The organism is Variovorax sp. UMC13, from assembly GCF_014170375.1.
Lineage (GTDB): Bacteria > Pseudomonadota > Gammaproteobacteria > Burkholderiales > Burkholderiaceae_C > Variovorax.
Genome location: NZ_LZZW01000028.1, coordinates 1 through 12,618, shown reverse-complemented (window position 1 = coordinate 12,618; position 12,618 = coordinate 1). Strand labels below are relative to the sequence as shown.

10 protein-coding genes are annotated in these 12,618 nt (G+C 69.2%); 7 read left to right on the top strand and 3 right to left on the bottom strand.

What is annotated here, in order from left to right; all coding sequences use genetic code 11:
* The first annotated feature begins 372 nt into the window (after window positions 1–372).
* Entirely contained in the window at window positions 373–1,488 is a 1,116-nt protein-coding gene (locus A9977_RS22425; RefSeq protein WP_183027063.1) for an acyltransferase, read from the top strand.
* Window positions 1,489–1,507: 19 nt separating this feature from the next.
* On the opposite strand, the gene A9977_RS22420 is transcribed toward A9977_RS22425, so the two are convergent.
* Complete coding sequence (locus tag A9977_RS22420) at window positions 1,508–2,605, bottom strand: MBL fold metallo-hydrolase (RefSeq protein ID WP_183027062.1); 1,098 nt, start codon at window positions 2,603–2,605, stop codon at window positions 1,508–1,510.
* 188 nt (window positions 2,606–2,793) lie between these two features.
* Between A9977_RS22420 and imuA the strand changes: the two genes are divergently transcribed.
* From imuA to A9977_RS22390, 6 genes are all read left to right on the top strand, one after another.
* Window positions 2,794–3,585 carry a translesion DNA synthesis-associated protein ImuA gene (imuA, locus tag A9977_RS22415; RefSeq protein WP_183027061.1) on the top strand — a complete coding sequence of 264 codons (792 nt, stop codon included), beginning with the start codon at window positions 2,794–2,796 and terminating at the stop codon, window positions 3,583–3,585.
* Complete coding sequence (locus A9977_RS22410) at window positions 3,554–4,921, top strand: DNA polymerase Y family protein (RefSeq protein WP_183027060.1); 1,368 nt, start codon at window positions 3,554–3,556, stop codon at window positions 4,919–4,921. Before imuA ends, A9977_RS22410 begins: the two co-directional genes overlap by 32 nt.
* Complete coding sequence (locus tag A9977_RS22405) at window positions 4,914–8,279, top strand: error-prone DNA polymerase (protein WP_183027059.1); 3,366 nt, start codon at window positions 4,914–4,916, stop codon at window positions 8,277–8,279. Before A9977_RS22410 ends, A9977_RS22405 begins: the two co-directional genes overlap by 8 nt.
* Before the next feature lie 69 nt (window positions 8,280–8,348).
* Window positions 8,349–8,912 (top strand): RNA 2',3'-cyclic phosphodiesterase, encoded by a 564-nt coding sequence (gene thpR / locus A9977_RS22400; RefSeq protein ID WP_220812015.1) that lies wholly within the window; start codon window positions 8,349–8,351, stop codon window positions 8,910–8,912.
* Entirely contained in the window at window positions 8,903–9,856 is a 954-nt protein-coding gene (locus tag A9977_RS22395) for a hypothetical protein (RefSeq protein WP_259652099.1), read from the top strand. The genes thpR and A9977_RS22395 overlap by 10 nt, the downstream gene beginning before the upstream one ends.
* Before the next feature lie 81 nt (window positions 9,857–9,937).
* On the top strand, window positions 9,938–10,300 hold the full coding sequence (locus A9977_RS22390) for a hypothetical protein (protein ID WP_183027057.1): 363 nt from the start codon (window positions 9,938–9,940) through the stop codon (window positions 10,298–10,300).
* Window positions 10,301–10,326: 26 nt separating this feature from the next.
* Here A9977_RS22390 and A9977_RS22385 read toward each other — a convergent pair whose 3' ends face one another.
* Window positions 10,327–11,403 carry an alpha/beta fold hydrolase gene (locus tag A9977_RS22385; protein WP_183027056.1) on the bottom strand — a complete coding sequence of 359 codons (1,077 nt, stop codon included), beginning with the start codon at window positions 11,401–11,403 and terminating at the stop codon, window positions 10,327–10,329.
* A gap of 796 nt (window positions 11,404–12,199) precedes the next feature.
* Entirely contained in the window at window positions 12,200–12,466 is a 267-nt protein-coding gene (locus A9977_RS22380; RefSeq protein WP_183026172.1) for a hypothetical protein, read from the bottom strand.
* Window positions 12,467–12,618: the final 152 nt, after the last annotated feature.

The window sequence follows — 12,618 nt, the reverse complement described above, 5'->3', positions numbered from 1 at the left end:
GGCGGGAAGAAGGCAACGCCGGCGCCGGCCCCGCGGGGTGTGCCGCACCCGGGTTGAGGGCCTCTCATCCGCTGGATCGAAGGGGGCCGTCGCGTCAAGTCCGGATGAAAAGTAAGTAAATAGTGTGAATAAGACCCTCGCCCAAGTCCGATACTCCCCTTACCATCGGCCCTAATTTTTCACATTCTCGAATCAATCGTGCAGAGCTGGAAACGTCTTTCGTGACGGCGCCCCGATGGGACTGTGCATGCCTTGGCAGGCCGGCAGGCGTGCCTCCGACGCGAAGCGTTCTGGCCTCCCTGCGTTGTGCCGGGTCCGCAGCCGTTCGCGCAGGGATCCATCAGAACGCTGCATTCAGCTTGAAGGCAAGAAATGAGATTTAAGGAGCTGGATGGCCTGCGGGGCATCGCAGTACTGGCTGTGATGGTGCAGCACTACCTGTCTTGGCTGCCGGCGACGGGCGCCCGGCACGGATGGCTGGGCGTGGATCTCTTCTTCGTGCTGTCCGGTTTCCTGATCACCAGCATCCTGATCAAGATGCGGGGCCAGGAAAACTACTTTCCGGTTTTCTACGGGCGGCGGGCGCTGCGGATCTTTCCCGTCTATTTCCTGATGCTGGCCATCTACCTGGCGGTGTCCCTTCTTTCGGGCGTGCCCGGGACGCTGTCGCTGTGGGCCCAGTATGTGTTCTTCTACACCAGCCTTTTCGTGGGGCAGCCTCCGGAGCTGAAACTGGTGGTCATCGCCCCGGTCCAGTTGGGGCTGGGGGTGCTGTGGTCCCTGTCGGTGGAGGAGCTGTACTACAGCTTCTGGGCGCCCATCGTGCGGTACACGACGCAGAAGGTGTTTGCCCTGATCCTGCTGGCGATGATCGTCGCCGCGCCGATCTTCCGTTTCTGGCTGCACACGCCGGACTATCCCGAGTTCTATACCTTCTATTGCCGGATGGACGCGCTGGCCTACGGCTCCATCGTGGCCTTGCTGATGCATGCCCGGCAACAGGACATCGTCAAATGGCAGCCCTTCGACCGCCGCTTCGACCTGGCCGGCATCGTCGTGGGCGTGGCGGCATTCGCCCTCTGGGTCCTGCTCAAGGGCGAGCAGTCCAACCGGCTGTTCGCCACGCTGGGCCTGGTGCTGGCCGATGTCGGGCTGGCCTTGCTGGTGTTCGCGGTGTTGCGGAAATCCGGTGGGTCGTCGTGGTGGCTGCGGGCGCTGCGCGTGCGCTGGCTGCGGTCCGTGGGCATGGTGAGTTTCAGCCTCTACCTGGTCCATTACCCTGTGCTGTATGTCGCGACCCGCTGGGTCGGTGCATGGGAACTGTCGCGGCACAGCGAGGCGGTGACCCAGACCCTGGTTGCCGCCGCGCTGAGCTTCTGCATCGCCTATGCCTTGTGGTACGCCATGGAATCCAGGATCCTGAACTGGAAGGACCGGCACGTGCCGTCGAACCACGCGGAGCCGGTCTTCGTGTCCGCCCGGAGCTGAGCGGCCCTGCCGACCGCGCCTAGCGCAGGTTTTTCCACCACAGCACGTTGGTGCGCGGCCGGCCCAGCGTCAGCACCTCGCCGATCTCGGGCGTGGCCAGCGCGATCTGCTGGTCGTGTGCGAGGGCGGCCGCGCGGTCGAGCGGGTCGCGCCAGGTGTGGAAGGCCAGGTCGAAGGTGCTGTTGTGCACCAGGTAGAGCAGCTTGCCGCGCAGGTCGCGGAAGGCCTGCACCGTCTGCTCGGGCGTCATGTGCACCGCCGGCCAGTAGCTGTCGTAGGCGCCGTTCTCCATCAGCGCGAGGTCGAAGCCGCCGAAGCGTTCGCCGATCTGCGCGAAGCCCGGGAAGTAGCCCGAATCGCCGCTGTAGAAGATGCGCTCGCCGCCGCTCTCGATCACCCACGAGGCCCACAGCGTGCTGTCGCGGTCCCAGAGCGTGCGGCCCGAGAAATGCTGCGAGGGCGTGGCGGTGACCTGCACCGCGCCATGGCGGCTCGCCTGCCACCAGTCGAACTCTTCGATGCGCTCGCGCGCCACGCCCGCGTCGCGCAGCCGCGCGCCCACGCCCAGCGGCACGAAATAGCGCTGCACGCGCTCGCGCAGTGTGTCGATGGCCGCCAGATCGAGGTGGTCGTAGTGGTCGTGCGACAGGATCAGCCCTTCGATCGGCGGCAGCTCGGCCAGCGTGAGCGGCGGCGCGTGGAAGCGCTTGGGCCCGAACCACTGGACCGGCGAGGCGCGCTCGCTGAACACCGGGTCGATCAGCCAGTACTTGCCGTGCAGCTTGAGCAGGTGCGAGGAATGGCCCAGGCGCACCACGTGGTTGGCCGCGGGGTCGAGCGCATCGAGCGCGGCACGGTCGAGCTTCCGCACCGGGATCGGGTCGACCGGCACCGTGCCCTGCTTGGTCGCGGTGAGGAAGCGCGACCAGATCTTCCAGCCGCTTTCCGAAGGCAGGGCCTGCGGATTGGGCATGTTGCGGAAGCGGCATTCGCCGCCCATCTGGGGCGATGCGGCGGCGCGCGGATCGCATTCGTTGCCGGTGGCGCAGCCGGCCGCGAGCAGGCTGAGGACAGCGGTGAGGAAGCAGGCGGCCAGGCGGCCAGGCAGGAAATGCATGGAAGGGGCGCGCGGCGCGCAACAGCAAAGAGGTGGGGCGCGCGAGCTTAGCGCCGCCAGCCCGACCTGACGAGGCGCGGGGCGAAAGGTCAATCCGCCGGCCTCAACCCGCCCCGGGATTCCGATAGCCACAAAACATGGCAACAGTCGAAATACTGTATAAAAATACAGTTAACTGTCGATCCACCATGGGCTTGCCTTCCATCTCCTCGTCCTTCGTTTCCGCCCGCCACAACGTCTGGCGCGGCGACGAGCTGGGCGCGGCCGACCTGCCGGTGCTGGGCACCGGCCATGCCGTGCTCGATGCCGAGCTGCCCGGCGGCGGCTGGCCCGTGGGTGCGATGACCGAGCTGCTGCAGGCCCGGCCCGAGGCGCATGTGTGGGCGCTGCTGCTGCCCGCCCTGGCGCGCGCGGTGGCCGAGCGCGGCGGGCCGGTGATGCTGATCGGCGCCCCTTACGAGCCCTTCGGGCCGGCGCTGGCCGCGGGCGGCCTGCCCAGCGCGGCGCTGATGTGGGTCCGGGGCCAGAGCTCGGCCGAATGCACCTGGGCCTGCGAGCAGGCGCTGCGTTGCGCCGACGTGGCGGCCGTGCTGGCCTGGCTGCCGCAGGCGCGCGCCAGCGAGCTGCGCCGGCTGCAACTGGCGGCCGCCCAGCACGAAGGCCTGCTGTTCGTGATGCGGCCCGAGGCCGTGGCGCAGTCGGCCTCGCCGGCGCGGCTGCGGCTGCAGCTGGTGGCGGCCGAAGACGGGCGCATGGATGTGCACCTGCTCAAGCGCCGCGGCCCGCCGCTCGCGCAGCCCTTGAGCCTGCCGGCCCGCAGCCCGCGCCTGGCGGCCCTGCTGGCCGCCAGCCAGCGGCGCCGCGAGGGAAAGATGGCACCACCCCCCGCAGCCCGGGGCGCGACCGTGGTCCGCCTCGACCTGCGCCGTCGCAGAGAGGAGGGCGCCCATGCAGTGGATCGCCTTGCGCTGGTGGGCTGAGGCGCCCGAGGCGGCGGCCGAAGACGCCGCACCGACCCCGGCCGTCTTGCCGATGACCCTCGAAACTCTGGGCTGGTGGGCGCTGCAGTTCACGCCGCGCGTGGCCTGGCTCGACGAGGCGCTGGTGCTCGAGGTCTCGGCCTGCGAACGGCTCTGGGGCGGCCAGCAGCAACTCATGCGCCTGATGAGCAGTTGGAACCCCGTGCCCGACAGCCGCCTGCAGAAGGTGCAGGGCGCCACCGCGCTGGTCGCGCTGGCCCGGCTGCGGCTGTTCGCGCTGGGCCAGCGGCCGCCGGCCGACATCCCGGCCGCCTTGCCGCTGCACACGCTCACGCTCGCGCGCCCCCACCTCGACGTGCTGGCGCGCCTGGGCTGCCGCACCTGGGGCGACGTGGCGGCGCTGCCGCGCGGCGGTCTGTCGCGGCGCTTCGGCGCGGCACTGCGCGAGGCGCTGGACATGGCCTGGGGTCGGCATCCCGAGCGCCACACCTGGCTCACGCTGCCCGACGTGTTCGAGCAGAAGCTGGAGCTGCCCGCGCTGGCCGAGAACGCGCACGAACTCATGTGGTCGGCCAACCGGCTGCTGGCCGCGCTGCAGATCTGGCTGCGCGCGCGCCAGCGCGGCGCCCTGGCGCTCGAGCTCGAATGGACGCTGGACCTCAAGCGCTACGACGGCGTCGACCTGCCGCCGTACCAGTCCATCACGGTGCGCACCGCCGAGCCCACCCAGGACATGGCGCACCTGCGCCGCCTGATGAGCGAGCGGCTGGCGCTCACCCAACTGGCCGCGCCCGCGAGCTGGCTGCGCCTGCGCTCGCTCGACACCCAGCCCTGGGCCGGCGCCAGCACCAGCTTCCTGCCCGAGGACAACCGCAAGGGCGACAGGCTGCACGAGATGGTCGAGCGGCTCAGCGCCCGGCTCGGTCCGCGGGCGGTGCAGGTGCCGGTGCCGCGGGCCGACCACCGGCCCGAGGCCATGCAGGACTGGCGCCCGGCCTTGCAGAAGGTGGCCCCGCCCGCGAAGCAGGCCCCCGCGCGCCAGCAGCCCGACAGCCTGCTGCCGCCCTGGCTGCTGCGCGAGCCGCTGCCGCTGGAGGTGCACGACGGCCATCCCTGGTACCAGGGCCGGCTGCAGTCGCTGGTCGGCCCGCAGCGCATCGAGGCCGGCTGGTGGGGCGATGGCCCGCAGGACGCAGGTGGCCACCTGGCGCTGCGCGACTACTTCGTGGCCCAGAGCCCCGAGGCCGGCCTGCTGTGGGTGTTCCGCGAACGCGCCTCGGGTTGTTTCGCCGCTGCCGATGCAGCGCGCTGGTTCCTGCAGGGGATCTATGCCTGAACTCACCGACAAGCAGATGCAGGCGCGCCAGCCCACGCGGCTGCAGGCGAGGCCGTCGCAACCCGGCGTGCCGGCGCAGGGCCTGCCCGGCTATGCCGAGCTGCATTGCCTGACGAATTTCAGCTTCCAGCGCGGCGCCTCGCGGCCCGACGAACTCGTGGCCCAGGCCTACCACCTGGGCTACCAGGCGCTGGCCATCACCGACGAATGCTCGGTCGCGGGCATCGTGCGCGCGCACGTCGCCTTGCGCGAGCTGCCCGCCGTGCTGGACGAGTGGGAGAAAAAGAACCCCGACGAGCCGCCGATCCCGCGCAACCCCGACTTCCGGCTGCTGTTCGGCAGCGAGTTCCGCTTCGAACGCTTCAAGCTGGTGGCCATTGCGCACGACCTCGAAGGCTGGGGCCACCTCTGCGAATTCATCACCGCCGCGCGCACCACCGAAGCGCCCAAGGGCGAGTACCAGGTGAGCTGGGAAGGCAGCCAGGTGGCCTCGCTGCAGCACTGCGAGATCCTGTGGGTGCCGCAGCGCGCGCCGGGCGGTGCGATGGACATCGCCGCGATGTGCGCCGACGTGGCCGCGGCCCAGGCGCTCTACGGCGAGCACCTGTGGATCGCGGTCGAGCTGCTCAACGAGCTCGACGACGACCTCTGGCTCGCGACGCTCGAGCAGGTGGGCGAGGCCACGGGCGTGCCTTTGGTCGCGGCCGGCGACGTGCACATGCACCAGCGCTCGCGCAAGCCGCTGCAGGACGTGATCACCGCGATCCGCGAGGGCCGGCCGGTGGCCGAATGCGGCTTCGCGCTGCAGGGCAATGCCGAGCGGTACCTGCGTCCGCGCATCCGGCTGGCGAAGCTGTACCCGGCCGAACTGGTGGTCAACACGCTGGTCGTGAGGGAGCGCTGCCGCTTCGACCCCGACGCCATCAAGGCCCATTATCAGTACCCGCTGGAGCTGCTCGGCAACGGCGAGACACCGGCGCAGACGCTGGTGCGCAAGACCTGGGAGGGGGCGCGCACCCGCTATCCGCGCGGCGTGCCGGACAAGGTGCGCATGCAGGTCCAGCACGAACTCGACCTGATCATCGAGAAGCACTACGAGATGTTCTTCCTGACCGTGGAGGACATCGTGCGTTTTGCGCGCGACGAAAAAATCCTCTGCCAGGGCCGCGGCTCCTCGGCCAACTCGGCGGTCTGCTACTGCCTGGGCATCACGGCCATCGACCCGGACACCGGCCACATGCTGTTCGAGCGCTTCCTGAGCCGCGAGCGCAATGAACCGCCCGACATCGACGTCGACTTCGAGCACCAGCGGCGCGAAGACGTCATCCAGTACATCTACGCCAAGTACGGTCGCGATCGTGCCGCCATCGCGGCCGTGGTCATCTGCTACCGCTCGCGCAGTGCGCTGCGCGACGTGGGCAAGGCCTTGGGCGTCGACGAACGCCTGATCGACGAGTTCGCCAAGGACCACTACTGGTTTGACACCAGCGTGCTGACCCAGCACCTCGAGGAAGCCATGGCGCGCGCCGGCGTGCGCGAGAACCCGCGCAAGCTCGACTTCTGGCTCGAGCTCACGCACGAACTCAAGGGCTTCCCGCGCCACCTGAGCCAGCACGTGGGCGGCTTCGTGCTCACCCAGACCAAGCTCACGCGGCTGGTGCCGGTCGAGAAGGCCTCGATGGCGGCGCGCTCCGTGATCCAGTGGGAGAAGGACGACCTCGAAGCCATGGGCATGCTCAAGGTCGACGTGCTGGCGCTGGGCATGCTGAGCGCGATCCGCCGCGGGCTCGACTTCATGAACGACTGGCGCGGCACGGCGGTGCAGATGCACCAGATCCCCAACGACGACCCGAAGGTCTACGACATGATCTGCGCGGCCGACACCATCGGCGTGTTCCAGATCGAGAGCCGCGCCCAGATGTCGATGCTGCCGCGCCTGCAGCCGCGCAGCTACTACGACCTGGTGGTCGAGGTGGCCATCGTGCGGCCCGGGCCGATCCAGGGCGGCATGGTGCATCCCTACCTGAAGAACCGCGAGAAGCTGCGGCGCGGCGAGACCATCGAATACCGCTATCCCGCGCTCGAGAAGGCGCTGGGCCGCACGCTGGGCGTGCCGATCTTCCAGGAGCAGGTGATGGAGATCGCGATGATCGCGGCCCGCTTCACCTCCGACGAAGCCGACGGCCTGCGCCGCGCGATGGCGGCCTGGAAGCACACCGGCCACATCGAGAAATACCAGGACAAGCTGATCGGGGGCATGGTCGACAACGGCTACGACCGTCCCTTCGCCGAAGCCATCTTCGAGCAGGTCAAGGGCTTCGGTGACTACGGCTTTCCCGAGAGCCACGCGGCCAGCTTCGCGCTGCTGGTGATCGTGAGCAGCTGGCTCAAGCACCACGAGCCGGCCTGCTTCCTCGCGGCCATGCTGGACTCGCAGCCCATGGGCTTCTACTCGGCCTCGCAGCTGGTGCAGGACGCGCGCCGCCATGGGGTGGAAGTGCGGCCGGTCGACGTCACGGTCAGCGAGCTGGGCAGCACGCTCGAGGCCCGCGCTCCCGATGCGCCGCGCAGGCCGCCCGGCACCGACCCGCAGTACGCCGCGTGCCTCGGGCAGCCCGGCCAGCCGGCCGTGCGCCTGGGACTGGAACGCATCGCCGCGCTGAGCAAGGCCGGTGCCGAACGACTGCTCGCCGCCCGTGCCTTCGCCCCCTTCACCAGCACCGAGGACCTGGCCCTGCGCGCCGACCTCGACACCCGCGACATGGCCGCGCTCGCGGCCGCCGATGCGCTGATGGGCCTGTCGGGCCACCGCCGCCAGCAGGTCTGGGATGCCACCGCCACACGCGGCGGTGCGAACCGCGCGCCGGCCCTGCTCAAGGGCGTGCCCATCCACGAGACGCCGCTGCAACTGCCCGAGGCCTCGGAGGGCGAGGAAATCGTGGGCGACTACGCCGCGCTCGACCTCACGCTGCGCCGCCATCCGCTGGCGCTGCTGCGCCCGCGCATGGCGCGCTTCAGGCTGCTGAGCGCGCAGGAACTGAGCAGCGTGCCGCACGGCCGCCTGGTGCGCGCCTGCGGCATCGTCACCATGCGCCAGCGCCCGCAGACCGCCAAGGGCACGATCTTCGTATCGCTCGAGGACGAGACCGGCATCGTCAACGTGATCGTCTGGAACGACCTGGTGGAGGAACAGCGCGAGCCGCTGCTCAAGTCCAAGCTGCTCGCGGTGCAGGGCGTGTGGCAGCGCGACACCGCCAGCGGCGGCCAGGTGCGGCACCTGCTGGCCCAGCGCTTCAAGGACCTCACGCCCTGGCTGGGGCGGCTGGCCGAAGGCCGGCGCAGCCGGGATTTTCATTGAACCTTGCCCCGTGATTTCAGGAGATCTCTCATGCCAAGACGACGCCCTATCTCACCCGATCAGCTCGAGATGTTCGCGCTGGAGCCGACGTTCCGCCTGTTCATCGGCCTGTTGCCGGATGCGATCACGCAGCGGGCCCTCGATCGCCAAAGATCGGCGTGGCCGATGCCGCATTCGGCGGTGCCCACCCAGGCGGATCGATTCCATCTCACCCTCGGCTTTCTCGGCGACGTCGCGCTGTCCCGCGCCCTCGAATTGAAGGAGGCGCTGGCCGAAGTGCCAATGGAGGAAACAAGGCTGACGCTGCGCAAGCCGGCGGTCTGGGGCGTCGCCGTCGTGCAGCCGGACGAGAACGCCGGGCTGCGTGCCCTGCACGACAACCTGCGGCGGCCGCTGCAGCGCGTGGGCCTGCGCGCCGGCACCGCATGGACGCCGCACGTCACGATCGCCCGCCACACGCAGGGTGCGGTGCCACCGCCTCGGATACCGCCGGTCGACTGGCCCGTCAACGACTTCGCCCTGGTCTGGTCCCGCTTCGTTCCGACCGCCCGCTACGAAGTGTTGCGCCGTTACGGCGCGGCCCCAGGGTCGACAGGGTCGGCGTCCGGTACTAACCTCGTCCCATGTCCATGACCACCCTGCGCCATCAGGGCACCGACGTGCCCGTCGACCCGGTGCCGCCCCTCAACGTGCCGCCGCCCGGCGGACCGCCGCCACCGCCGCCCGAGGGCGACCCGCCGCCGGCCGCGCCCCCCGTGACCGACCCTGGTCGCACCCCGCCCGTGATCGAGCCGCCGCCCGGCGACATCGTGCTGGGCCGCACGCATGCCCGGCGCCTGCGCGAGGTCTACCGTTCCGCCGGCTGGCCCTGCTGCGACGCCATCGAGGTCGACCTGCTCGCGGCCGGCCTGCTGGCGCGCCAGCGCTCGGCGCTGGGCCACGAGACCCTGCGCGTCACCGACCGCGGCATCGCGCTGATCGCCGACAGCCTGGTGGTGAACCGCGCCGCGCTGTCGGCGCACGAGGCGCTGGTCGAGCAGGTGGCACGCGAGATGACGCGCAACGGCCGCATCGCCTGGCGCGGCCTGAGCCTGCGCGCCTGCGTGCCGGGCGCCACCGAGGGCGAGGCGCCGCGCTGGTGCATCGCGCGGCCCGACGTCTTCTCGATCCGCAACACCAGCGTCGAGGCCTATGCGCAGCCCATCGTCCACGAGATCAAGGTGCGCCGCGCCGACCTCATGGCCGACCTGCGCAAGCCCGGCAAGCGCGCCGCCTACCTCGACCTGGGCGGCGAGTGCTGGTATGTGCTGGGCCGCGATGCGCGCGACCGCCCCATCGCCACGCCCGAGGAGATCCCCGCCGAATGCGGCGTGCTGATGCTCGAGCAGGGCCGGCTGGTGGTGGCCCGCCCGGCGGTCCATCGGGTGCTGCCGCGCATGCCTTTCGCCGTCTGGATGGCGCTCGCCAAGGCCCAGCCCGTGGGCGGCTTCGACGACGATGCACAGCAACTGCTGGCCGGCCTGCCCGGCGAGGAAGGCGAGGGCGAGGCCCTGCAGGGCGGCGACGCCCCTCTGTAAAGCCCTTGCAGCGGCCCTTCCGAGGGGTAGACTGCATCCCGCCGACGCGGCCGCGCCGTTGCCCCGCCAGGAGAGTTGCCCATGCAGCCCGTTCTCGAGTTCATCCAGCGCCACGAGCGCTCCTACACCTACAGCATCCGCGCGCCGCGACACGGCGGACCCGTTCCGCCGGCCTGCTACGTCGACCGCGGCCTGAGCTCCCTGTCGGCCTGCGTGTTCGATGCGGCCCAGGCCCTGAGCGTGAACTTCCCCAAGGTCTACATCCGCTACCAGGGGCTCTGCATGGGCGAGATGGACGTGTCCCGGCTGGCCACCTGCGCGGACCTGGTCGCCGCCGAACTGATGGCCGAATACGGGCGCCGCGAGGTGCCTGAAAGCGCGGTGCTCGATGCGGCGGTGGTGCGCCTGCGTGAACGGCTGGATGCGACGGCCTTGGCGGTCTGATCCTTGGGCTTCCGCGGGCTGGCGTGCTAGCGCCAGCCCATCCCGTCGACCAGTCGAAGCACCTCCGCCTCGCGCTCGATGAAGAAGTCCACATGCGTGGCGGGCTGGAACAGCGCGCGCTGGCTGCCGGCCGGCAGGGCTGCGAACAGGCGGTCGGCATCGGGTGCGCGCACGGTGTTGAAGAGGCGGACCGCGGCGTTCGCGGCTTCCTTCGTCCGCGCATCGCCATCGGTCGCCAGCCAGGGGCACATGTCGCGCCAGTCGCCCGGCAGGGCCGTCAGCACCAGGGCCGGCACGCGCACTGTCTTGTAGTCGGGCGAGAACTGCCGCCCCGCCACGTGCATCGCCGCGGCCACGGCGTCGGGCGTGTTGAAGCCGACGCTGCCGTCGGCCTTGACCTCCAGCTTGTCGACCAGGTCGGCCTCCATCGGTGCCGACCAGTTGCGGTTGAGCCGCTGGTTGAACGCGATCATCGCGGCCACCGAGGCCGTGTCGGCTTCGGTGGGCGAGGGCTCGGCCAGCGCGGGGTCGTCGCTGTCGTCGGGCGAGACGGTGGTGTAGTCGAAGTTGGTGTCGAGGTAGACCAGGCCGCGCACGCGCTCCGGGTAGCGTCCCGCGAACAGCGTGACCTGGTTGCCGGCCATCGAGTGGCCGCCGAGCACGATGCGGTCGACGCCGAGCGCCTGCAGCACCGCATGCACGTCGTCGACCAGCGTCCCGGTGTCGTAGCGGTGGGTGTCGTCTGGCAGCGGCTTGTCCGACCGGCCGAAGCCGCGGCAACTGATGGCGATGGCCCGCCCGCGCTGCGCGAGCGCACGCGCCAGGCTGTTGAAGTGGGCCGCCGAGGCGCCGAAGCCCGGCAGCAGCACGAAGGTGGGGCCGGCGAGGCGGCCGGATTGCCAGTCGCGCACATGCAGCGACACGCCGGGCGCCACGGGCACGCGGCGGTCCGTGACCCGGATGGCGGAGGGCGGCGCGAGCGGGTCGGGTCGATCGCTGCCACCGCCACCGCAGGCGGCAAGAAACAGTGCGGCGGGCACGGCGGTGGCGGCGCGCAGCAGGTGCCTGCGATGTGCGAAGGAATGAAGACTGGGTGAAGGCAAGAGGGGCTCCGTCGGTGGAATCTGGGGGGCTGCGCACCGCGGTGGGTGCGTGCTTCCAAGGTATCGACGGGAACTGGGGAGGGGCTGAAGACGGGCTGAAGGGCAGCTGAAGACGCGCCGCAGGAGGCAGGCGCCGCGAAGCGCCCGAGGCGCGAAAAGGCGTGATGCCGCGCACGGCATAATGTGCCCCCGGCCGTTCATTTGGAATGCGCGGCCGGTCTTTCATGGTCGCATGCACGACCCGTGCGGGTGTAGCTCAATGGCAGAGCTGTTGCTTCCCAACGCATGCCTTCGGGCCGACGATTCGACTCGTCATCACATGCTCCGCATGTGAACTCATCTCACCGTCGAAACCTCCCTCACCTCGTCCATTTCGGGGACCAGTACCGTGTCCGGTCAAGACCTCATCTGAAGGTCCTCATCGGCATCAAGACACGACGATCCAGACCTTCATAACCACAGGTTTTTTGACCCTGTTTTCACGGTGGGTCGGTCCGGGTCGGTAGTCCAGGTAGGTCGGTGGTTCCCCAGCGGTCCACCGGTTAAATCGACGTTTGGGACTCCCAAATCTCGGACACACGGGGTCCCACATGGAGGGTGAAAAACTAAGGTCCGGAGATAACAGTTTTCTTTTTTATATAGAGAAAACATAAATCACTTATCTGCGGTGACCCAAATTTTTGGGGAACCAGGATTTTTGGTCGGGCTATGGCCTCGATCTCGACCACATCAGATCCGTTGCCAACCAGTCGGACGTGTGGGACGGTCTTCAAGATGGCGCAACGGCTGAGCTGGCTTAGCTCAGCCGTTTGCCGTGAGCGAACAGCTCACGGATCGATGCCATCGGAGCACGCTCGGTCAGTTTCGATCGCTTCTGATCACTCTCGATCACACCGGGTGGCTTCACCTGCACTCGGTACTCGATCAGGACGACCTGCTCCTGTTTGGCGTTGTCGAAGCCTTGCTTGATGACCCTGACGGTCGATCTTGTGCGGTTGGTGAAACCGAACATCGTGTCGAGCAACGCTCGCAGTCGGTTCCAGGGTGTGGTGTTCTCGTTCATGTCGTATCGCCTCCTGGCTGTATTTATCGACATGACCACAGTGTTCTGACCTCCAACCTTCCCCGAGAGTCGTCCCAGTCACACCCCGGTCCCTCACCTCCCGCAGATTCCGTCGCCCACCTAGCCCCGATCAGGAGCTTTGAGAGAAACGC

Bases quoted from the DNA above. Each gene is read 5' to 3' on its own strand.
- A9977_RS22405 (WP_183027059.1), top strand. From the start codon at position 4,914: ATGCCTGAACTCACCGACAAGCAGATGCAGGCGCGCCAGCCCACGCGG.
- imuA (WP_183027061.1), top strand. From the start codon at position 2,794: ATGGGCTTGCCTTCCATCTCCTCGTCCTTCGTTTCCGCCCGCCACAAC.
- thpR (WP_220812015.1), top strand. From the start codon at position 8,349: ATGTTCGCGCTGGAGCCGACGTTCCGCCTGTTCATCGGCCTGTTGCCG.
- A9977_RS22410 (WP_183027060.1), top strand. From the start codon at position 3,554: ATGCAGTGGATCGCCTTGCGCTGGTGGGCTGAGGCGCCCGAGGCGGCG.
- A9977_RS22380 (WP_183026172.1), bottom strand. From the start codon at position 12,466: ATGAACGAGAACACCACACCCTGGAACCGACTGCGAGCGTTGCTCGAC.
- A9977_RS22395 (WP_259652099.1), top strand. From the start codon at position 8,903: ATGTCCATGACCACCCTGCGCCATCAGGGCACCGACGTGCCCGTCGAC.
- A9977_RS22420 (WP_183027062.1), bottom strand. From the start codon at position 2,605: ATGCATTTCCTGCCTGGCCGCCTGGCCGCCTGCTTCCTCACCGCTGTC.
- A9977_RS22390 (WP_183027057.1), top strand. From the start codon at position 9,938: ATGCAGCCCGTTCTCGAGTTCATCCAGCGCCACGAGCGCTCCTACACC.
- A9977_RS22425 (WP_183027063.1), top strand. From the start codon at position 373: ATGAGATTTAAGGAGCTGGATGGCCTGCGGGGCATCGCAGTACTGGCT.